Origin of the sequence: Streptomyces sp. DSM 15324, assembly GCF_001514285.1 — a bacterium.
Taxonomy (GTDB): Bacteria; Actinomycetota; Actinomycetes; order Streptomycetales; family Streptomycetaceae; genus Streptomyces.
Map to the genome: position 1 here is coordinate 89,677 of NZ_KQ949026.1, position 21,452 is coordinate 111,128.

Here is a 21,452-nt window from a genome sequence, read left to right on the forward strand (position 1 = left end):
GCTCGGAGACGCTTGGGAGGATCCTCCGAGAGATCCTCCGGGGGATCACCGGGGAACTCCCCCGAGAGCCAGCACCACGGAGAGCTCCGGCACCCGGTTCACCGCCGAGGAGAACACCTCCTGCGCGATCTCCCACTCCTCCGGCCGCGCCTTCGCGTACGGCTGCCAGTTCCGTACGACGACCAGCACCGGCCCGGACTCGGGCCCGTACGGCAGGTCGGTGAGGCTGTCGGCGAGGGCGTCCCAGTTGCGGCCGAACCGGTCGGGCAGTTCGAGGTCCCGGACGCAGCGGTCCATCAGGGCCGCCTTGTCGACAACCCCGTCGAGGTCCAGCGTGAGCACGTGCTCCGTCATCCAGGCACCGTCCTGAGCAAGTCGTCGTGATCGTCGCTGTAGTAGACCTCTCCCCCGCACCCGCTGACAACGCGCCGAGCCCGGTCAGTCTCCTTCTTCCACGTCGTGAATCCACGTCTGGAGGATTCTCGCGCTGCGCGTCCACGGGGAGGCTGTGCCCTGTGTCCCGGCCAGGCCAGGCCAGTGACAGCGTCGTCGATCAGCAGACCCGCGTTCATCCCCGGACCCTGCAGGGCGAGGGCGTGTGCGAGGTGGCAGGTGGCCACGGCGGTCTCGACATGGTCTTCGCCCAGTTCGGCGACCCGTCTTTCCTGCAGGTCGAGCGCGAGGAGGCCGGCGAGGACGGCATCGTCCTCCGGCCCGCCGGAGCCGGTCCGTGCTCGCGCCGACGCGACGCTGTCCCTGGGCAGGCTCCACTCCAACAGCATGATCAGAGTGCGCGCCGCGTCAGGATGCGCGGGTCCCTGCACGTCCAGGCGAACCCGGTAGGCGTCTCGCAGCAGACCGAGGGCCTCGTCCCTCGACCCTGACGTCACGGCCGCGCCCTCCTGAGAGGTGAGCGTGTCCACATGGTTCGCTCCGAGGACGTCCCGGCGTGAGGCGGTGACCTCGAGGAGCAGATCGTGTGCCGTGGACCGGTGCCCCAGGGCCGCCGTGCCGGCGGCCAGGTTGTGCAGCGCGTCGAGCGTCCTCGGATCCCGCTCCCCGTGGATCGCGCGGCTGCGCACGTGGACGATGTGCTTAAGACGGTGGGCGAGTCGGTGGTTTCCGCCTCTGCCGACCTCGATCGCGTAGTTGCTCAGGGCCATGAGGGTGTCCGCGTGCTGCACGTTCAGCACTCTGCGCCGGATGCGGTAGATCTCGGCGTACTCGTCACGAGCCGCTGCCGAGTCACCCAGGTCACTCAGGGTCACGGCCACGTTGTTCCGCGCGGTGAGCACGTCCGGATCGTGTTCGCCGAGCACTGCGGCCAGTCCTCGGTACGCCTGGCGTTTGCACGCCAGTGCGGCATCGTGGTCGCCGACCAGTCCCTGCGCGATACCCAGCCCCGCGAGTGTTTTCAAGGTGATCGGGTGGTGCGATCCCAGCACTCCGGAAGACGCCTCGTGGAGCCGCTGGTAGAGGGCCAGGGCTCCCCTGCCGTCCCCCAGCTCCGCGTACACCCGGCTCGCTTCGTTGGCCAGGTGCCAGATGTCCTCGCCCTCCATGCTGTGCAGGAGTTCCTGCACATGGGGCAGGTGGTGGGTCAGTGTCCGGTGGACGAAATGACTCTTGCTCTCTTCGAGCACCTCCGTCAGTTCCCGGAGAGCACCTTGCCGCAGGCTGTCCCGGCGGCGGAGGTCGGTGTCGGCGAAGCGCAGAGTGCGGCTCACGAGTGTGTGCACGGTCCACAGCCCCTCACCGTCCACGGCCCCCGGGAGCAGAGACTCGGCGAGGGAGCGGCTGACGGCGCTCGCGAAGCCTGCGCCGACGACTGCGCGGGCCTCGGACGGTGCACTGCCATCGGTGCGTTCGACGGTGCCCTCCAGCAGCCGCTGCGGCAGCGGAGTCGGAGCGAGCAGACTCGCGACCCGGAGCACCTCGCGCCCGTGGTCGTTGAGGCGGTCGATGCTGCGCAGCATGGTGGAGGCGATGCTCGCGCCGTAGCCGGTGGGGAGGTCCTGCCCGAGATGGGAGGCGAGTTCCATGGCATCCGGTCCCGGTGTGCCGATCGCCTCCAGCAGTCCGCTGAAGCCTCCTTGCTCCGGGTCGGTCACAAGGCAGGCGGCCACGGCGACGGCCTGAGCATGGTGACCGAGACGCTCGGCCACCGCCAGGGCCGACGTCACCTCTCTGCGGTCGGGTGGCAGGACATGGCTGGTGAGCAGACTCAGAGCCGCGCCGGCGTCCAGTGCGCCGAGGTGGACCTCGCCTCCCCAGGGGTACTCCGCGGCAGCGGACCGGTACCGGGTCGTCACGAGTGTGTGCCCGTCCGCGGTCGGAGCGAGCAGGGCGCGGAAGGTGTTCTCGTCCAGGGCCGCGGGAAGATCGTCGATGATCCAGAGGTAGGGCTGCGCACGGCGCCGGAGATGTTCGCGGAAGGCGCTCAATATGGCGGGCCTGTCCAGTCCGTCCAGGCCGGGCACACTCATCGCCCCGGCGAATTGCACAACCTGGTCGGCGTGGCGTGCCCGCACGTAATGGCCGTCGGCCCGACCGGCGAGGTGACTTCCGAAGCCGCGCAGCACGAAGACACCACCGGGGTAATCCGTCGCGAACTCCCGCGCGTACTGCTCGGCGAGCGTTGTCTTGCCCTGGCCTCCGAGACCGACGACGCGTGCCACCGGCACCCCTCCGACACCCGGTTCCCGGTGTGTACGCAGAGCGTCATGGACCTCGAAGAGTTCGACGTCCCTGCCACGGAACGCCCGGTTGCCGACCAGGGGCGACGGGTACCAGTCGGGTTCCCTCGGCGCGGGCGCGTCACCGAACCTACGGGCGTCGGTCTGCCGGACGCGAGCGACGACCGACCCGACGAGATCCAAGTCGGAGGACGTTCGCGTGTCGGGCAGTCTGCCGGAGGCCAGGGCCTGCGGCCGCACATCCTCGTACCGTGTGTGGTGGAGGATCGGCATCACCCGCTCGGTCGAGCCGTCCAAGTGCTGGGCGGCCGAGAGCGCATAGCGCAGTTCTCCTCGGCAGTAGTAACTCTTCAGCGTCTTTTCGGAATAGAGAACCACCAGGCACCGCGAGCGCCGCAGCCCCTCCTGCACGGATTCGGAGATCGTGTCGTAGTCCTCGAGGGCGCGATGGTCCTGGAAAACGCGCAACGGCCTGCCATCCAGACTCTGTTCCGTCAGAAGCCGGACCAGTGCGTCGGCTCGGGACTTGTCCTTCCAGGAATAGCAGAAGAAGACATCGAAGTCCTCGACATGCCTGGCATCCGATCGCACGGGGCCACCTCTTTTGTTCAGGTCACGAAATGAACCCGGGCAGCGCGTCCAGGCGGGCCCGGACCTTCGTCGCCGCGGGGGAACGCAGGGCCTCGTAGTGGATCAGCGCTCGCCGCCAGTGGTGTGCGGCGCGGGCCGGATTGACCGCCGCGCTGAGCGTGCCGAGTCCGTCGCGGGCGCGGGCCTCCTCGAAGGCGCTTCCGCAGGCTCTGCTCTGACGCAGCGCCAGCAGATGGTGCCGACGTGCCGCCGCAGCGTCACCGGACCTTGTGTGTGCCTCGCCCAGCCCGTTCAAAGCCATGGTGGCGTCGAGGTCCAGTCCCAGCTCCAGGAAGACCTCGAGCGCCTGCGTCAGCCGCGCGATCGCAGACTCGGTCCGGCCGAGTTCGACCTCCGCCAGAGCCATGCCCCGCAGCACGATCGCCACGTTGCGCCGGGCTCCCAGGCCCAGGTAGACATCGAGCGCCTTCTGATGGTCGGCGAGGGCCGCCTCGTGATCGCCCGCGTACTGATGCACCCAGGCATGGTTCTCCACCGATGTGGCGACCCCGTGCGCATCGCCCGCTGCCTCGAAGAGCTGCTCCGCCGCTCTGTAGTGCCGGGCCGCGTCGGGCGACCGGTCCAGTTCGATGAGGGCGATGCCCATGCTGTTGTGCAGAATCCCCTGCACGCGCGACTCTCCCGCGGCCGTCGCCACGTCGAGCGCCATCTGGAGGGTGTCCAGCCAGCTGTCCCAAGCCTTGACGTGGAAGAAGTAGCCACGCAGCGCGTCGGCCAGCAGCCAGCAACGGGAGGGCTCCGCAGTGGTCGCGGCGATTCTGAGCGCCGCGGTGAGATGGGGCAGTTCGTCGGCGAACCAGGCCAGCGCGGCTGTTCGTTCGTCGACGTCCGGCGTCAGGTGCGGGGGTCTGGCCACCGAGTGCGGCAGGCGGTAGCGTCCCGGCGCCACCGCCAGATCGGCGCGGTCGGCGGTGTACAGGTAGTAGTCGATGAGCCGGTCCAGGGCCGCCCGTACGACATCCTCGGCGACGTCCTCGTGGGCGCGGGTCCGGGCGTAGTCGTGGAGCAGGTCGTGCAGCCGGTAGTGGCCGACGCCGTCCCGTGCAATGAGATGGGAGTTGCGCAGGTCCTGCATCAGACGCCGTACGTCGCGTACCGGCAGGTCGGCGAGAGCGGCGGCGGCATGGACGTCGATCCGGGGCCCGGGATGCAGACCGACGAGGCAGAACAGCAGCCGCTGGTCGTCACCGAGGCGGTTGTACGAGGCTCGGAACGCAGCGGTGACCGTGCGCTCGCCGTCGTCCAGTTCCACCAGTCTCTTCCGTTCGTCGTCCAGCCACTCGGCGAGCTCCGCGAACTCCTCCGGCGGCTCCCCCCTGACCCGCGCGGCCGCGACGCGCAGGGCCAGCGGCAGCCCCCCGCACTGCGCAGCGATTTTACGCGCGTGCGACCGGACCGCCCGTATACGGGCCTCCGTCTCCGCGTCGGGCGAGGCCGCAGCGAGGAGGAGTTCACAGGCCGACTCGGAGGACAGGGCGTCGAGTGTGATCCGCTGTACGTCATCCAGCGCAGGGAGTCGGTGACGGCTTGTCACCAGGGCGGCGCAGTCGCCGGACGGCAGCAGTGGGCCGACCTGTGCGCTGTCGCCGGCGTTGTCGAGCAGCACCAGCACCGAGCGTTCCTTGATGCACTCCCGGTAGGTGGCGGCACGGTCCTCCACGTGGCCGGGGATGGCATGCGCCGACAGCCCCAGCCGGTGCAGCAGACGCCCGAGGGCCTCGCCGGCGCTGAGCTGCGGCAGGCCGTCCGTGTATCCCTGGAGGTCGATGGAGAGGACTCCGCCGGGAAACCAGCCGCGCTCCAGCGCGGTGTGAGCGGCGTGCAGCAGCAGTTCACTCTTTCCCACGCCCGCGGGACCACTCACCAGTCCCACGCGGCCTGCCGCTCTGTCCGGCCGTACCACGTCCAGAAGAGCGGCCAACTCGGCGTCCCGGCCTATGAAGACGGACGAGGGCGCAGCCGGCACGCCCAGCGGAAGAGCCGGTGCCGACGGAGCGGTGAGCGTGACGCTGCCGATGCTGCCCGCCTGGATGACCGGGCCGTGGAACGTCCCGCCACTGATCCTGTTGTCCGCACCGGGTACGGGCTCGGACGTCACCGTTCCCTCCTTTCCCCAGGCCAAGTCCAGTCACCGATCACGCAGTTCTCCTCCCCTGGGCGCTGTCTCATGACACCTGCGGCGTCGAAGCGAGCAGCTCGAGCGGGAGGCATCGTAGGCTCATTTCATGAATCACGAGAACCACGTCTACGATCTTGCCGTTTCCTTCGCCGGAGAGCAGCGCCCCTATGTCGAACAAGTGGTTGAGGCATGCAGGAAACGCCAATTGACCGTACTTTACGACAGTGACCGATCGATCAATCTGTGGGGGCGCAATCTGATCACTGGATTTCGTAAAGCGTACAACGGCAGTCAGGCACGGTATGTCGCCCCCTTCTTTTCAACGGATTACCTGTCAAAGCCCTACCCGATGGACGAGTACAGGGCGATGCTCGTACCCGCGATCGAAAACCCGGACGACTTCATCCTCCCGGTCACGTTCGGGGACGTGGTCATCCCGGCTGAACTGCTGAGCCCGGCCGTCGGACTGCTGCGGTGCGAGGACTACACCCCGGATCAGCTTGCGCAGGCCTTCGCACAGCGGATCAAGCGCTCCGTCGCCACAGCGCCCCGGTCATTGCGCGTGCCCGTCACCACACCCGCGGACTTCAGCAAGTACCGTGAGCTCGAACGGTCGTTCCGCTATCTCACCGAGCAGTTCAAGGTCGCCGCGCCGCTGATGGAGAAGTCCGGGTTCGTGTGCACCGTCCGCAACTCCGAGTCCGAACTTCGGGTTCGCGTAGAGCGGCAGGGGAGAACCCTGTACGGCATCGACATCCAGCTCGGCGGCATGGGCCGTGACGACGTGCTCAACTTCGTGCTGGTCCAGCGCGGTTGGTCGAGCGGCCGCAACGGCAGCAACGGCACGGCCCGGGTCGTCTTCGACCGTGCGACCGGAGCGGTCACACTCGAGGTGCAGGATCTGTCGGTCTTCGGTACGGCCCCCAGCGTGCGGTCATACACGAAGGCGGAGTTGTTCGAGCATCTGTGGAACCGGATCGTCGACCAGGTACAGCAGGTCGACGACGCTCACTGAGAGGTCCCGCCCCGCTCACCTCCGTTGCCGGTCGGCCCGGGCGGCGTGGGGGCGGAGGTGAATGTCAGGCCGGTGAAGTCCCGACCCTGCAGTACCGGTCCGTACTGAGTGCCGCCACTGATCGTGTTGGTCACCGCTCCCTCGTCCCCGCGCACCGCCTGCGCCTGCCGGAGCCAGTCCACCAGGGCCGTGTGGAAGTCGGAGTCCACCGCGGCCCGGACCGCCAGAGCCGTGCTCAGCGCCTGGGCGCTGCTCTGGTCGGCGGGGTCCTGCGCGAGCCGGGTCAGCTCCGCCTCACCCGAACTGACCGCCGGCACTGCGTCGGTGTCCTCGCCACGCCGGAAGGGACGCCTCACGAGTGCGGTCAGCCCCGCCCACGCCTCGCGTCCGAGTTCCCCGCCGGCCCCGCCGGCGAGTGCCGCCAGCAACCCCAGTGACACCGGATCCATCAGCCACCACCTATGCCCTCGATACGATCTGCAACGTTTTACTCACCGATAGAAAACGATCAAAACACGGCCGTCGGTTCCCGCGCACCGGCCGATCAGTCCAGGGCCGAGGCCACGTCGGCCAGACGCCCGGCCAGTTCCGGATGACGGGCCGCGAACTCCGGATCGGGTACCAGGTCGAGTATCTGGGACCAGAGCACTCCTCTGCCCCGCTCCAGAAGAGCGACCGCCCGCTCCGGCGCCCCGCCCCGCAGAGCGCCGGCCGCCGCGTCCCCCGCGAGGTGGACATGACCGGACAGTTGCCTCTCCCTGCTGCGGCGGGAAATACGGCGGCTGACCAGCCGCTCCAACAGCGCAACGGCGTCCTCGTAGGACGCGAGGGCCGAGGTCCAGTCCCCATCCGCAGCGGCCCGGTCGCCTGCCCGTTGAGCGGCCATCAGCCGCACCGACGTCGCCGCGGTCACCAGTGCCGACGCCTCCCGATAGCGCTCGTACGCGGCTCTGCGGGAAGCCCGCTCGTCGTGGGCCTCCGGTACGCCGTCGAGCAGGACGCCTGCGAGGTTGACGAGACGGATCGCGCGAGCGGGGTCGTCGGGCGACAGCATGGTGACGGCGGAGGTCGCTGCTCCCACGGCTTCCTCCAGATCGCCCGGCGCCTTGCGGGTGGCCAGCAGGATCGCCACGTTGGAGAGGTACTTGGAGGTCCGGAGCTCATCGGCTCCGGTGGCCTCGACAGCGGTACGGCCCGCCTCGATCGCCTCTTCGAGGTAGGCCGGGTCGCGGGAGTACTCGTACGCGGACATGAGGGCCATGGCGAGGTTGGACCACCTGCTCGCCCGCTGCGGTTCGTCCTCCCCCGTGGCCGCCGCAGCCTCTCGGGTCATCGACAGGGCCAGGACGAGGTCCTGTGGGTCCCGGACGCTGTCGAAACGGCTGCGGTGGGCGTTGCCGAGATTCGAGCGCAGGGCAGCCTCTGCGGGCGCCCCGACATGGCCCGCGGCCAGGGCGTCGCGCCCCCGCCCGATCGCCTCGTCGAGGTCCGCCGTCTCGCCCCAGTGCTCGAAGCGCGTCAGCAACAGGTTGCCCAGGTTGGCCACGACCGGCGCCTGGAGCCCTGGCTGTGCGGTGACCGCCTGGACCGCCCGGCGCCCGGCGTCCACGGCGTCGTCCAGGTCGTCCGGGCTCCTGCGCAGATCGAAACGTGCGGCGAGCGCGTTGCTCAGATTCGACCAGCGAAGGGACCGGGCGGGGTCGTGGTCCGGGGTGGCCCGGGCCGCCCGCTCGCTCAGCCGCACCGCCTCGTCCAGATCGGGCCCGGTGCCGCGGACGTCGAAGCGGATGCGCAGCAGTCCGCTGAGGTTGGAGGCGTGCGTGGCCCACCGCGGTTCGTCAGGGGGGGTGCAGGCCAGGGCCTCCTCACCGATGAGGACGGCTTCGTCGAGATCCGCTTCGGCCCCGGTCCAGGCGTACCGGGTCCCGAGGCTGGTCATCAGATTGCCGAGGTACGCGGCGCGGTCGTCACCGTCGCCGTGCGCCAAGGCCTCGCGGGAGACGCGTACGGACTCGTCGACGTCGGCGCGCCCGCCGTGCTCCGTCCTTTCCGCCCGCTTCCGCAGGGCCATCCCCAGGTTGGACAGGGCCGCAGCACGACGGGCGTCGCCCTCGGGGAGCCTGCGTTCGTCCTCCACCGCGGACCGGAAGAGGCCGATCGCCTCGTCGAGGTGCGCGGCGGGATCGCCGCTCACCGCGGCCTCCAGCCGGTCGACCGCCCGGTTCAGCAGATCATCCGTCGAGTCGAGCGACCTGCCGTCCGCGACCTGCGCCGTGGCTTGGGCAACGAGCGGCCGCAGCGGCTCGGGGACGGCGTCGGCGGCCACCTCCGCAATCATGGTGTAGAGAGCGACGGCATGCCCCAAATCCTCGCCGTCGGTGTCCGGGGCACCGCTCGCCTGGTGGCGCCGCCAGTACAACTCGGCGACGGTCACGGCCACTTCCAGCGGCACTCCGCCGTCCTCGTCCCTCGCCCGCGTCCACAGCCGCTCGGCCAGTTTTGGGACGTCCGGTCCCGTCAGTCCGTCTCCGTGCCCCTCGGTCACATACGCGCTGATCCGTGCGCGCGCCTCGTCGAGCGGTTCCCGCGGAGCGCGGGCTCCGCCCGGTTTCGGTCCGTTCCGGTCGTCCAGGGTCCTCTCCGTTCCTGCGGTGCGGGCTCACGGGCCGGTGTGGGTGAACGGCAGCCAGTCGTCCAAGGCGCGTCCGTCGGCCCGCAGGGACCGCACGGCCGTGTGTACGGCGAATGCGGCGCGCTCCGGGCGGAACCGGCCCTTCTCGTCGATCAACGCGGGGTAGACGGCGGTCGTCACGTCCGCGGCGACGGTCGGGTCCACCGACCAGAGCGTCGCCACGACATGGCGGTACCCCGTGTAGTTGAGGGCGGCGGCCAAGGTGATCGCCTCGTCCGGCAGGTTGACACCACCGGTGGCGGTCCGGCACGCCGAAAGGAAGGCGAAGTCCCCGGCGTAGCGGGCGGAGCTGAGACGCGTGACGGTGAGGACCCCGTCCGAGAGAACGAGTCCGGCGGCGGAGGGATCGTGGAGGTTCTGCCGTCCATGGCAGCTGAGGTGGACCCAGCGATGCCCGGACAGCGCCGCCTGCACACGCTCCACCGTGGCGTCCGAACCCTCGACGACCTTGAGGCCGCCGGGGAACCGCGCGTCCAGGAAGTCGTGCTCCCGTGCGACGTCCTCGACGAGCTGGAGCTGGTCCACCGCGTCGGGCACGCCCACGAACAACAGTTGCCGGGAGCGGTCGGCCTGCTCACGCAGGGGCTTGGAAGCTTCGCTCAGAGCCCTGAGGGTCGGTGTGTAGGACGACACCACACGGTCGACGACCGCACGCCCGTCCGCAGCCGAGTGGTATCCGCCCCCGTGCAGGGGCAGCAGGCTGAGCAGTCCCGTCGGACACCACCACACGCGGGCCGGGGCCTCGCCGGGTGCGGGACTGCCGGTGATGCCCAAGGCTGTCAGCACAGGGCCGGTGACCGCGTCCCACAGCCACTCCATGGTCGAGCGCAGCACGTCCTCGCGCTCCCGGCGCGCCTGTCGCCGAGCCTCGATGGCCTCTCGGAACGACATCCCCGGCACGGTGGGCAGCCCGTCCTGGAGCACCCGCAGATAGTCGGTCACTCTGCGGGAGACCTCGTCCGCGGTGAGGTCGGGCAGAGGCAGCGTCGTCAGGCCCTGACTGCGGACGATCAGCGCGTCACAGCGCCACCGGCTGACGTTCACGACCACGACAGGCCCGTTCCGGGCCGCCCGGAGCAGGGATTCGAGGGGTGGCGGCCGCAGGAAGTCCTGGAAGCCATCGAGCGCGCGGACCTGTTCGACCAGGTCGTCCCACTCCTTGGCCAGAGCCATCCGGCGATCGACCTGTCGCGAATGGCGTTCCCATGCGTCAGCGGTCACGTGCACCGGCCCGTCCGACTCGATTCCTGCACCGTTTGACTGGCAATTACCGTACTGTGCGGCTGCGCCAGAGAAGTCGGCATATGGAGAAAAAACCATGGACGCACTCAGTGATCGGGACAGCCTCGGTGACATTCCGCTCTACCTGACCCCGTCGACCAAGTCGGTGGAGACCGCCCCCAACAAGATCGCCATCGGGGTGATCCAGTTACGTGCCTGGCAAATCCACCGTCTGACCCCCACACCGCCCGAGTGGGACGGGCAGGCCGCGTATCTGGTGCGGGCGAACTACGAGTTCACCCTGGACGCCGACGCCCCCGACCTCGACTGGGCCGAGGTCGGGTTCGGCTTCGTGCAGGAAGCCGTCGTCATCGACGCCGTGCCCCGGAACGTGACCTCGCCGTCGGGGCCGGAAGTGTACGCCCTGACTTCTCAGCTCCACTTCGTACAACGGAACGGGGACAGCCAGGGCTGGCCGCCCGAGTCCCCCGCGACGAACATCGCGATGCCCGCGATCACCCCTCGGATCGACTGCTTCGGGCTCGGTGGCGATCTCGTCAAGTGGCGGCATTCCGGCAAGGTCCTCGCCGGATCGCACTCCGGTTGCTTCGCTCTCGTCCTGCCGGCCGAGTGCGAGGAGGTTCAGGTGACCGCCGACGGCAGATACGACATCGAGCTCGATCCCGACCTGCGACTGCGTCCCTCATCCCGCGACGACGCCTTCCGCGTACGCCTCCCCCCGGCATCCACCGGCCGGACCGCCACCGCCGCCCCCACAGGCACCCGCAGCCGGCCACGAGGCTCCGGGAGACGCGTCTTCCTCTCGTACGCCCACGAGTCCGAGGCCCACAAGGCAGCCGTACGCCAGTTGTACGAGTTGCTCGTGGCCAACGGCCTCGACGTCGACTTCGACCAGGAGCGACTGCACAGACGCCGGAACTGGGAGACCTGGGTCAACCGGCGGATTCTGCGCGCGGATTTCGTCCTGGTCATCGCCTCCCCCTCCTACCGCCGGGCCGGCGACGGCACTCTGCCGGAGGGAACACGCCTCGGCCTGCGCTCCGAGTACCGGCGCCTGGTCGATCTGCAGCACGCCGACCCGGACAGGTGGATGGAGAAGATCCTGCCCGTCGTGCTGCCGGGTCGGTCGCCGGAGGAGATTCCGCTGAGTTTCACGCCCTGGACGGCCGATCACTACGTGGTGGACAGCATTACCCAGGACGGCGCCGCCGACCTACTGGAGGTTCTGCTGCACGAGGACACCGCCTCGTGACGGACCGGGGAGACGCGGAAGCCCTGCTGGGCGCCTTGTGGCAACGCGTCCAGGCGGGCGGTGCGGGTGACCGTGACGTCCTGCTCGATCCGGGCGCACTCAGTGAAGCCGACCTCCTCCTGCGCGTATCGACCGGGCCCGACGGCACAGCACCGGTCGAGGTCGTCCACGCCATCGGCGTCCTGCGGGCCCTGCGCTTTCTGGCAGGGGTCGACGAGGAGGAACGGCTCGTGGCGCTGCGGCTCCTGACCGAAGTACGCCTCGCCTCGCCCTACCTGGTGGCGGACGACGTCTTCGCCGCGCTCGAAGCGGGTGTCGACGACGGGCTGGCCCTGCTCGGCGCCGACGCCCTCGGCCGGGCCCGCACGGATCCCGCCCCGGAGACGCTGAACCGGGCGGTGAGCCTCCTGGAGGACGCGGTCCGTGCCACCCCGGACGAGAGCGACGTGCTCGCCGCTCGGCTGTCCAACCTGGGCCTGGCGTACCGGATGCGGGCGGAACGCCTCGGCACGGGCGAACTGGACCGTGCCGTCTCCACCGGAGCGCAGGCTGTCTCCCAATGCCCACCGGGGGCAGCGGACCTGGCCGGTTGTCTGGCCAACTTCGCGGATTCCCTGCTCGCCCGCTTCGAGCGTCTCGGCCGCGCCGACGACCTGGAGGCGGGGGTCTGCGCCCACGAAGCCGCCGTCGAGGCCACACCGGACGGACACCCACTGCGCTCCACCGTGCTCGGCAAGCTGGGCGCGGCACTGACCATGCGCTTCCTCGTCGCAGAGGACGCAGACGACATCGAGACCGCGGTCGCCCTGTGCGAGCAGGCCGCTGCCGCGGCCACACCCGGAGATCCATTCTACGCGCAGCACCACACGAACCTGGGCATGGCCCGTGCGGTGCGCGCCACTTTGGCCAATGCGCGCGGGGACATCGACGGGGCGGTGGCCGCGTGCCGTGAAGCCGTGGCAGCCACCGTTCCCGGTGACCCGAGTGCCGTCGTCCGCTGGCAGAACCTGGCCGCCACGCTGCACGACCGCTTCGAACTGCTGGGCGCCCACGACGATCTGGACGGCTCGGCCGCGGCCGCCCGACAGGCCCTGCGCAGCCAGGCAGCCCTCGCCGACGATCCCGTCTCCCTGGCCATGCTGCTGTCCAACGCGAGCAGCGTCCTGCGCGTGCGCGGGGACATCGAGCACGACGGCGACGACCTCGAACTCGCCGTGGACACGGCGCGGCGCGCGGTCGAGCTGTCCCCGAAGGGTCACCCCGCGCGGGCGAACCGCGCCAACAACTACGCCCTTGCGCTCCTCAGCCGGTTCGACGACCGGCTCCGTACGGACGCACCGTCGAGTACCGAGGACCTCTCCCTGGCCGTCACCGTGCTCCGGGAGGTCACGCAGGACGTCGGCCGACACGACAACCGCCCGGGCGGTCTCAGCACGCTGGGACTGGTGCTGTTGCGGCGCTTCGAACACGACGGCCGGACCGGCGACCTGGACGAGGCGATCCGGGTCTGCACCGAAGCCGTCGTCTCCCTGGTGCAGAGTCATCCGGCCCTGGCCGGTGCCGCGTTGAACCTGGGCTCGGCCCACCGGACGAGATCCGACGCGCAGGATGACGCCGGTGCGGCCGCCGCGGCCGTCAAGGCGTGGACGTCGGGCGCGGCAGCCACGGGTTCGCCCGTGCCGCTCCGGCTGGCCTGTGCGCGGCAGTGGGCCGAGTTCGCCGCGCGGCGGGAGGTCTGGGACTCCGCTGCCCAGGGCTACGACCAGGCCTGCGCGCTGCTGCCGCTCGTCGCCTGGCACGGTCTGGGGCGGTCGGACCAGGAGCACGCGTTGATGCGTCAGGCCCCCGTGCCGGGTGAGGCCGCCGCGGCCGGACTGGCCGTGCACGACCCGGAGCGCGCCCTGCGACACCTGGAGCAGGGGCGGGCCGTGCTGTGGAAGCAGCATCTCGACCTGCGTGACGACGCGGCCTCACTGCGGGCCGTCGCGCCCCGGCTCGCCGAGCGTCTGGAGCAGATACGAAGGGCACTCGACGACGTCAACTCCGCCACCGCGTCGATGCTGAGCCGGAGCTGACGACGGGGCCGAAAGCCGGGCGTTCCGGGGTACGGGTCAGGGCTACCCGGCGTACGGCCCCCGCAGCAGCGGGAACCGGACACGGGACTGGTCCAGTTGATGGCGGACTCGGCGCAACGCGTCGGCGAGTTCGCGGTGGGACGCAGCCAGTTCGTCCAACGGCTCGGTCTGTTGGAGGAACTGCGTCCACAGCACAGCGCGCCCCGCCTCAAGAGCTTCGAGGGCCGCCTCGGGGCGGTCGATGGCGAGCGCGGCTGCGGCAGCCCGGGACGCCAGCCCGCTCCAGTCGTCCAGATGCCGCTCCCGGGTGGTCCGGTCCACTCCGTGCCAGGCGAGTTCCGGCAGAAGCCGAACCGCGGCGAGTCCGCCCAGCGCGGCCTGGGCGGACTCCCCGGCCCTCCAGGCCCAGCCGGCCCATTCATCGGCGGCCCGCAGCCGCACCCAGGCGGCGGCGTTCCGTGTCCCGGCGGCCTCCCGCAAGGCGGCCACGCCCTCGGCCTGGTCCTCCTCGTCTCCGAGTTCGTGCTGCCGGCTCTCCAGGGCGACGGCAAGGTTGGACAGCAGCGCGGCCCGTTCGGGGTGGTCCGGCTCGCTGCCGGCCACGGCCTCACGGAGAAGGCCGACCGCGACGTCCAGGTCGGCGGCGGATCCGGACGTCCCCTGCTGCCGGGCGCACAGCGCATTGGCCAGGTTGGACAGGTACTTCGGCCGATCGGGGTGCGGCGCGGGGGTAGCCACGAGTGCCGCCTCGGCCGCGGTGACCGCGTCGTCGAGGTCGGTGGAGCCACCGCCCAGGCCGGCCCGGGTCAGCAGGGCGACGCTCAGGTTGGACAACAGCCCTGCGCGTCCGGGCTGCCGGGGGCCGGTACTCCGTACGGCCTTTCCGGCCAGCTCGACCGCCTCGTCCAGGTCGGATCGTCCGGCGGTATCCCTCTCACCCGATGAGTCGCGCTCCGCCCTCGCCAGAAGCGCCTGGCTGAGCCGGGAGAGCCGCTCGGCCCGGGCGGTGTCGTGCCGCGCGGTGGACGCGAGGGCAGCACGGGCGTGCAGGACGGCCTCGTCGAGATCACGCCGCTCGCCACGGCGTTCATGGCGTGCCTGAAGGACTGCGGCCAAACCGCTGCGGTAGTGGGCGGCCTCGGCCGGGGGAACCTCGGCGGCCACCGCTTCACGGGCACTGGCGATGGCCTGGTCGAGGTCGGTGAGATCTCCGGTCAGGCGGTGGCGCATGGCCAGTGCATCAGCCCGCGCGGCGGCGTGACGCGGCTGGTCCCGGAGCGCGATCTGCGGGTTTTCGCCGTCGGCGGCCGGGGGGGTGAGCGCGGAGAGCGCCTCATGGAGGTCGGTGATCCGCCCCGTGTTCTCGAACCGGGTCTGCAGCAGTGCTGCCAGGTTGCCCCGATGGCGGGGCAGCACCGCATGGTCTTCGGGCAGGGTGTCGACGACCGACGCCAACAGTGTGATCGCCTCGTCCAGGGCCGAGACGTCACCGGAGCGCTCGAACTGGTCGTGCAGGGCGTGGCTGAGGTTGGCCAGGTGAGCGGCATGCTCGGGCTGGTCGGGTTGGCTCTCACGGACGGCCGTACGACCGGCGTCCAAGGCTGCGGCGAGATCGGTCTCCGCTCCCGTCGCGAGGTAGCGCGTGCGCAGGGCGGAGGCGAGCACCGAGGCCGCCGGGGCACGGAGCGGATCGTCCGCGCCGAGACCGGCCAACGTCTGACGGCACAGACCGATCGCCTCGTCCAGGTCATCGCGGGCGCCAGTCGTGGCGAAGCGGTCGGCGAGCGCTCCGCCCAGTCCCGTGAGTACGGCGGCGCGCAGCGCCGGGTTGGTGCCCGCCGCCCGCAGCGCCGACCGATAGCGGTTCACGGCGCGTGCAAGGTCGTCCGGGTCGCCCACGCGATCGAAGCGCAGCCGATGCGCCGCCGCGCTGTTGGTCAGCAGCGCGACCCGGGTCGACACATCCGGGGCGTCCACCTCGGCGGCCTGCTCCGCTGCCTCGATCGCATCGTCGATGTCGGCGACGCGGCCTGCGTGTTCGTAGCGCAGTCTCAACGCGTTGGACAGGTTCGCCCACAGGAGGGCCCGCCGGACGTCGTCCCGCTCGGCGGCCACGGCGTCCCGGCCCAGAAGGAGGGCCTCGTCCAGGTCGGCGAGCCGGCCCGTACGCAGGAAACGACGTTGCAGGGACGTGCCGAGGTCGGAGAGATATCCGGCTCTCTCGGCCTGGTCGGAGGAACTGGCGGCCACGGCGAGTCGCCCCAGTTCGACCGCGCGATGCTGGTCGTCCGGCGACCCACCCCACTCGGCGCGTGCTTCCAGCGCGGCCGCGAGACCGGCGAACACGGCCGCGCGGTCTTGATGACCCGTGGGCATGGTCCGCAGAGATGTCTCAGCGTGACGTACGGCACGCCGCAGATCGCGCCGCTGTCCGCTGTACTCGAAGCGGCTCAGCAGCATGACGGACAGGTTCGTGAGCAGCGCCGTCCGGTCGGTGTGTCCCCGAGGCGTCAGGAGGCGGGCCATGCGCAGTCCGCGCACCGCCCTGTGCAGACCGCGCACGTCACCGGTCGTGGTGTAGCGAGCGTGTTCGGCGAGCGCTCGCGCGACCCAACGAGCGCGTCGCGCCGCGAGGCCTCCCCGTTGCGCACGGCCCCGACCGGCATGCGCCTCTTTCTGGCGATCGCACACCGCGCCTCCCCCTGACCGTGCCTCCCCTGCGAGGTGCGGGGTCGGACTGTGCGGGGGCGGACCTCAACAGCCCGTTGCCGGTGCCGCCCACGGCCGCCCCCGCCAGACTACGGTGACGACCCTCAGACCCCGTCCGGGTCCGCCCGGTTGAGTGCCGGCTTCGGGGCCGGTCCCGCCGTCATCAGATAGTCGGCCGCGGAGGTGTCCGTGACCAGGCTGGTGACGAGTCCGGACCGCAGCACCGCGTCGATCGCCGCCGCCTTGCGCTGCCCGCCCGCGATCGCCACCACCTCGGGGATACGGCGGAGCTGGTCGGCCTTGACCGTGATGCACCGCTCGCCCAGGTCCCGTCCGACCCGGCGGCCCTCGGCGTCGAAGAGGTGCGCGGACATCTCGGCGGCGACACCGAGCGAGGCGTAGTGGGCCCGCTCGTCGTCGCTGAGCATGTCGTGCACCGTGGAGATGCCGGGCTCCCAGGAGCCGATGGAGACGCAGGCGACCGTGACCTTGTCGAAGTACTCGAAGGCCCGGGCGATCCCGGTCTGGTTGCGCAGCGCGGCCGCGGTGGCCGCGTCCTGCAGCAGCATCGGCGCGTAGATGGGGTGCGCGTCGCCGCCGGACACCTGGGCGGCGCGGCGGACGGCCTCGACGGAGCCGCGCTCGGCGGTCCCCGCGTCGTATACGCCCGTCAACTGCACCACCGTGCAGGGCGGCAGCCGGTCCAGGGCCGCCGCCATGTGGATGGTGGAGCGGCCCCAGGCCAGGCCCAGGACGTCCCCCTCGTTCACCAGCTCGCCGAGCAGGTCGGCGGCCACCTCTCCCAGGTTCTCGGGGTCGGGCGAGTCCTCGGCCTCCGCCGGCGACTCGACGACCACGGCGTGCCGCAGGCCGTAGCGGGCGCGGAGCGCGTCGGAGCGCTCGGCGTCCAGCTCGGCCGGGACACGGATCTCGATCCGAACGAGATCCCGTTCGAGGGCGGTCTCCAGGACCCGTGCCACCTTGAAGCGGCTGACGCCGAACTCCTCCGCGATCTGGATCTTGGACTTGCCCTCGAGGTAGAAGCGGCGGGCCATGGCCGCCGCCTGCACCAGCTCTGCGGGTCCCATCCGCATGGCTGACCGGCCCGCCGACATACCCGACACGGCGATCTCCTCACTGCTGTTCACACTCTGGATACGCCGTTCATCCTCGCAGATCCGGCGCACTGGATCAGCCCTGATGGGAGCCGTTCACGTAGCTGTGGCCCCATGGCCGCACGGGATGCGTATTCAGTGGGCTACGCATGGTGTCAGCCCGCTGTTCAGAGGGCCGTGGTTCAGTGGGCGCAGGCCCAGCTCGCCGTCGCGGTGGCCGCGTCCGCCTGGGCGCGCAGGGCGCGGACCGCCTCGGCGGGGTCCGCGGCGCCGTACACCGCCGATCCGGCGACGAAGACGTCCGCGCCGGCCTCGGCGCACCGCTCGATGGTCGAGGCCGAGACGCCGCCGTCCACCTGGAGCCACAGCTCCAGGCCGTGCTTGCTGATCAACTCGCGGGTGCGGCGGATCTTCGGAAGCATGATGTCGAGGAACGCCTGGCCCCCGAAGCCCGGTTCGACCGTCATGATCAGCAGCATGTCGAGTTCGGGCAGCAGGTCCTCGTACGGCTCGATGGGCGTCGCGGGCTTGAGCGCCATGGAGGCACGGGCGCCCTTCGCACGGATCTCGCGGGCGAGCCGCACAGGAGCGGCGGCCGCCTCGACGTGGAACGTGACGGACGAGGCACCCGCCTCGACATACTGCGGGGCCCAGCGGTCGGGGGCCTCGATCATCAGGTGGCAGTCCAGCGGAGTGTCCGTCGCGCGGGCCAGGGACTCCACGACCGGCACACCGAGCGTGAGGTTCGGGACGAAATGGTTGTCCATGACGTCGACGTGAAGCCAGTCGGCTCCTTCGACCGCCTTGGCCTCGTCCGCGAGGCGGGCGAAGTCGGCGGACAGGATGCTGGGGTTGATCTGCGCGGCCATGCCCCAAGCCTGCCATGTGCTGCGCTGTGCCGGAACGCCGGTCCCTCGTGGCGCTGGCCGTCCTTCGTCCGACGGTCGTGTGCGGCCGGTCGTGCGGTTCCCCGCGCCCCGTACCGGCTGGGGTCGGTATGAAGGCCACCGCGCATCTCGTCTGCGGGCGGCGCGCCAAGTGGCTGGTGCTCGCGGTGTGGCTGGTCGTGCTGTTCTTCATGGCGCCGTTCGCCTCCAAACTCACCGGGGCCCAGGACAACGACGCCGCGTCCTGGCTGCCGGGGTCGGCCGAGTCCACCCAGGTGCTGGAGCTCTCCAAGGGGTTCCGGCCGGAGCAGATCCCCGCGGTCGTGGTGTACGCCCGGGGCGACGGGCTGACGGCACGGGACCGGGCGCAGATCGTGGCGGACTCGGCGCGGCTCAGGCAGCTCACGGACCACGGGATCCGGGGCGCCGAGACGCGGGGGCCGGTGTTCGACCGGCCGGTGGATCCGCGCGCCGCGCAGATCTACGTGCCGATCACCATGGACGAGAAGGGCTGGTCGCGCATCTCTCCGGCCGTGGACTCGATCCGTGACGTCGTCGGCAAGGGCGGCGCCGGGCCGGCCGTGCACATCACCGGTCCGGGCGGCACCTCCGCGGACTTCGCCAAGGCCTTCGAGGGCATCGACTCCACGCTGCTGGTGGCGGCCATGGGCGTCGTCATCGTGATGCTCCTGATCACCTACCGCAGTCCGACCCTGCTGCTGGTCCCGCTGATCGGGGTGGTGGTCGCGCTGTTCACGGCGCAGGCGCTCATCTACTTCCTGGCCCACTACGCGGGCCTGACCGTGAACGGTCAGAGCGCCGGCATTCTCACGGTCCTCGTCTTCGGTGCCGGGACGGACTACGCCCTGCTGCTCGTGGCCCGCTACCGGGAGGAGTTGCGCAGACACGAGGACCGCCACGAGGCGATGGCGCTGGCCCTGCACCGGGCGGGCCCGGCGGTGCTCGCGTCGGGCGCCACGGTGGTGCTGAGCATGCTGGTGCTGACGGCCGCCGAGATGAACTCCACCGCCGGCCTCGGACCGGTGGCGGCGATCGGCGTGGCGATCGCGCTGCTGGCGATGATGACCCTGTTCCCGGCCCTGCTGGTGATCTGCGGCCGCTGGATCTTCTGGCCGGCGATCCCCCACTTCGGCTCCGCCGATCCGACGGTGCGCGGTTTCTGGGCCCGTACCGGTGCCGGCATCGCCCGCCGTCCGCGCATGATCTGGATCGTGACCGCGCTGGTGCTGGCGGTGTGCTCGCTCGGTCTGATCCAGCTGCGCGCGGCGGGCATCAGCAACGCGGACGCCTTCACCGGGAAACCGGACTCGATCACCGGCCAGGAGGTGTCCGAGAAGTACTTCCCGGCGGGCAGCGGAGACCCCCTGGTGATCGTCTCCCACCAGGCCCAGGCCCGTCAGGTGGGCGAGGCGGTGGCCGCCACCGACGGTGTGGTGCCGACCTCGCTCGGGCTGCCGCCGGGCACGAAACCCGTGCACGACGGCAAGGTGCTGTTCGAGGCGACGATGACCGCCCCGTCCGACAGCGGGGCCGCGAAGCAGACGGTGGAGCGGGTCAGGGACGCGGTGCACGCGGTGCCCGACGCCGACGCGAAGGTGGGCGGTGGAACGGCGGCCCTGCTGGACGCGGACCGGGCCACCACCCACGACAACATCCTGATCATCCCGCTGGTGCTGGGCGTGGTCCTGCTGATCCTGTGCGGTCTGCTGCGTGCCCTGATGGCCCCGCTGCTGCTGGTCGGGACGGTGATCCTGTCCTTCGCGGCGGCCCTCGGCATCAGCGCGCTGGCCTTCAGGCACGTGTTCGACTACGCGGGTGAGTCGACGGACTTCCCGCTGTTCGTCTTCGTGTTCCTGGTGGCCCTGGGCATCGACTACAACATCTTCCTGACCACCCGTATCCGGGAGGAGGCGCTGCGGCAGGGCACCCGCACCGGCGTGGTGACGGGCCTCGCCGCCACCGGCTCGGTCATCACCTCCGCGGGCCTGGTGCTCGCGGGCACCTTCGCCGCCCTCGGCACCCTGCCCATGGTGGGCTTCGCCGAGATCGGATTCGCGGTCGCCCTGGGTGTCCTCCTGGACACCTTCGTCGTACGGTCCGTGCTGGTCACGGCGCTGTTCCTGGACGCGGGCCCCAGGGTGTGGTGGCCGCACCGGCTGGCCCGGGACGACGGCCGGGCGGTGACCGAGGGCGCCCCGGAGGCCGCCACCCGGTCCGGCGGCTGAACGGCCGCCCCGCCCGGCCGCGCTCCTCAGGAGGCCTGATCGGCCGCCGCGACCGCCACCGGGACGCCGGTGTTCCCGTGGGCGACCAGGATGCGGGCGCTGCCCTCGGCGAGCCGGTAGGCCATGCCCACGACCGCCACGTCCCCGGTGTCCACCTGGTCGGAGAGGGTGCGGGAGCGGTCGAGGAGCAGCTGCACGGTGTGCCTTATGTGCTCGTCGACGATGTCGCTGTCGGAGGTCAGTCCGGCGGCCCGGGCGGCCAGCACACTGGGGGTGACCCGCTCGACCACGTCCCGGACGAAGCCGGTCGAGGGCAGACCGTTCGCCACGGCCTCACGGGCCGCCGCGACGGCTCCGCAGGAGTCGTGGCCGAGGACGACGACCAGGCGGCAGCCGAGCACGGCCGTGGCGTACTCCACGCTGCCCAGCACCTCCGCCCCGAGCACATGCCCGGCGGTCCGGACGACGAAGAGGTCGCCCAGCCCCTGGTCGAAGATGATCTCCGCGGCGAGCCGGGAGTCCGAACACCCCAGGATGACGGCGAAGGGTTCCTGGCCGGGCGCGAGCTCGGCCCGGCGGGCGGCGTCCTGGTTGGGATGGCTGGGTGCGCCCGCGACGAATCGCTCGTTCCCGGAGAGGAGGGCGTCGAGGGCGACGGCGGGGGATGTGCGTGGCATGGGGCCACCCTAAGGCGCCGGGCGGCCGGACAGGGGGCGAGGTGGACCACACCGGTGCGGCGCGGCGGCTGCTCAC

Annotated in this window: 14 protein-coding genes; 4 read left to right on the forward strand and 10 right to left on the reverse strand. The window is 70.9% G+C overall.

Annotated features, from left to right (window positions below; translation table 11 throughout):
- Positions 1-45: 45 nt before the first annotated feature.
- The 3 genes from AQJ58_RS14680 to AQJ58_RS14690 are packed head-to-tail and all read right to left on the reverse strand — an operon-like array spanning position 46 to position 5,445.
- Positions 46-354, reverse strand: coding sequence for a barstar family protein (locus tag AQJ58_RS14680; RefSeq protein ID WP_067249953.1), 309 nt, complete (start codon positions 352-354; stop codon positions 46-48).
- The gene (locus AQJ58_RS14685) at positions 351-3,287 is read right to left on the reverse strand and encodes a tetratricopeptide repeat protein (RefSeq protein WP_067249956.1); all 2,937 of its coding nucleotides are present in this window, start codon (positions 3,285-3,287) and stop codon (positions 351-353) included. Before AQJ58_RS14685 ends, AQJ58_RS14680 begins: the two co-directional genes overlap by 4 nt.
- A 22-nt stretch (positions 3,288-3,309) precedes the next feature.
- Positions 3,310-5,445 carry a tetratricopeptide repeat protein gene (locus AQJ58_RS14690; protein WP_067249958.1) on the reverse strand — a complete coding sequence of 712 codons (2,136 nt, stop codon included), beginning with the start codon at positions 5,443-5,445 and terminating at the stop codon, positions 3,310-3,312.
- 127 nt (positions 5,446-5,572) lie between these two features.
- Between AQJ58_RS14690 and AQJ58_RS14695 the strand changes: the two genes are divergently transcribed.
- Entirely contained in the window at positions 5,573-6,481 is a 909-nt protein-coding gene (locus AQJ58_RS14695) for a TIR domain-containing protein (RefSeq protein WP_079078928.1), read from the forward strand.
- On the opposite strand, the gene AQJ58_RS14700 is transcribed toward AQJ58_RS14695, so the two are convergent.
- The 3 genes from AQJ58_RS14700 to AQJ58_RS14710 form a co-directional block, all read right to left on the reverse strand.
- Complete coding sequence (locus tag AQJ58_RS14700; protein ID WP_067249966.1) at positions 6,475-6,930, reverse strand: hypothetical protein; 456 nt, start codon at positions 6,928-6,930, stop codon at positions 6,475-6,477. The two genes, AQJ58_RS14695 and AQJ58_RS14700, sit on opposite strands and share 7 nt — an antisense overlap.
- A 95-nt stretch (positions 6,931-7,025) precedes the next feature.
- Positions 7,026-9,026, reverse strand: coding sequence for a tetratricopeptide repeat protein (locus AQJ58_RS14705; RefSeq protein ID WP_067249968.1), 2,001 nt, complete (start codon positions 9,024-9,026; stop codon positions 7,026-7,028).
- A 114-nt stretch (positions 9,027-9,140) separates the two neighbouring features.
- On the reverse strand, positions 9,141-10,346 hold the full coding sequence (locus AQJ58_RS14710) for a CHAT domain-containing protein (protein ID WP_067249970.1): 1,206 nt from the start codon (positions 10,344-10,346) through the stop codon (positions 9,141-9,143).
- Positions 10,347-10,491: 145 nt separating this feature from the next.
- Here AQJ58_RS14710 and AQJ58_RS14715 point away from each other — a divergent pair, with 145 nt between their 5' ends.
- Complete coding sequence (locus AQJ58_RS14715) at positions 10,492-11,667, forward strand: toll/interleukin-1 receptor domain-containing protein (protein WP_067249974.1); 1,176 nt, start codon at positions 10,492-10,494, stop codon at positions 11,665-11,667.
- Positions 11,664-13,742, forward strand: coding sequence for a hypothetical protein (locus AQJ58_RS14720; RefSeq protein WP_067249977.1), 2,079 nt, complete (start codon positions 11,664-11,666; stop codon positions 13,740-13,742). The genes AQJ58_RS14715 and AQJ58_RS14720 overlap by 4 nt, the downstream gene beginning before the upstream one ends.
- Positions 13,743-13,784: 42 nt before the next feature.
- Here the strand turns inward: AQJ58_RS14720 and AQJ58_RS14725 are convergent, their stop codons facing one another.
- The 3 genes from AQJ58_RS14725 to rpe form a co-directional block, all read right to left on the reverse strand.
- The gene (locus AQJ58_RS14725) at positions 13,785-16,304 is read right to left on the reverse strand and encodes a hypothetical protein (protein WP_067249979.1); all 2,520 of its coding nucleotides are present in this window, start codon (positions 16,302-16,304) and stop codon (positions 13,785-13,787) included.
- Positions 16,305-16,555: 251 nt separating this feature from the next.
- On the reverse strand, positions 16,556-17,599 hold the full coding sequence (locus AQJ58_RS14730) for a sugar-binding transcriptional regulator (RefSeq protein WP_067249981.1): 1,044 nt from the start codon (positions 17,597-17,599) through the stop codon (positions 16,556-16,558).
- Between the two features lie 149 nt (positions 17,600-17,748).
- Complete coding sequence (rpe, locus tag AQJ58_RS14735; protein ID WP_067249984.1) at positions 17,749-18,435, reverse strand: ribulose-phosphate 3-epimerase; 687 nt, start codon at positions 18,433-18,435, stop codon at positions 17,749-17,751.
- 128 nt (positions 18,436-18,563) lie between these two features.
- On the opposite strand from rpe, the gene AQJ58_RS14740 reads away from it, so the two are divergent.
- On the forward strand, positions 18,564-20,699 hold the full coding sequence (locus AQJ58_RS14740) for an MMPL family transporter (protein WP_067249986.1): 2,136 nt from the start codon (positions 18,564-18,566) through the stop codon (positions 20,697-20,699).
- Positions 20,700-20,725: 26 nt separating this feature from the next.
- Here AQJ58_RS14740 and AQJ58_RS14745 read toward each other — a convergent pair whose 3' ends face one another.
- A complete protein-coding gene (locus AQJ58_RS14745; protein ID WP_067249988.1) occupies positions 20,726-21,376 on the reverse strand; it encodes a carbonic anhydrase in 651 nt (216 codons plus the stop codon).
- Positions 21,377-21,452 lie beyond the last annotated feature (76 nt).

Excerpts from the sequence above, each read along its gene's own strand:
- AQJ58_RS14740 (WP_067249986.1), top strand. The coding sequence starts at position 18,564 with ATGAAGGCCACCGCGCATCTCGTCTGCGGGCGGCGCGCCAAGTGGCTG.
- AQJ58_RS14680 (WP_067249953.1), bottom strand. The coding sequence starts at position 354 with ATGACGGAGCACGTGCTCACGCTGGACCTCGACGGGGTTGTCGACAAG.
- AQJ58_RS14710 (WP_067249970.1), bottom strand. The coding sequence starts at position 10,346 with ATGGCTCTGGCCAAGGAGTGGGACGACCTGGTCGAACAGGTCCGCGCG.
- rpe (WP_067249984.1), bottom strand. The coding sequence starts at position 18,435 with ATGGCCGCGCAGATCAACCCCAGCATCCTGTCCGCCGACTTCGCCCGC.
- AQJ58_RS14700 (WP_067249966.1), bottom strand. The coding sequence starts at position 6,930 with ATGGATCCGGTGTCACTGGGGTTGCTGGCGGCACTCGCCGGCGGGGCC.
- AQJ58_RS14745 (WP_067249988.1), bottom strand. The coding sequence starts at position 21,376 with ATGCCACGCACATCCCCCGCCGTCGCCCTCGACGCCCTCCTCTCCGGG.
- AQJ58_RS14695 (WP_079078928.1), top strand. The coding sequence starts at position 5,573 with ATGAATCACGAGAACCACGTCTACGATCTTGCCGTTTCCTTCGCCGGA.
- AQJ58_RS14715 (WP_067249974.1), top strand. The coding sequence starts at position 10,492 with ATGGACGCACTCAGTGATCGGGACAGCCTCGGTGACATTCCGCTCTAC.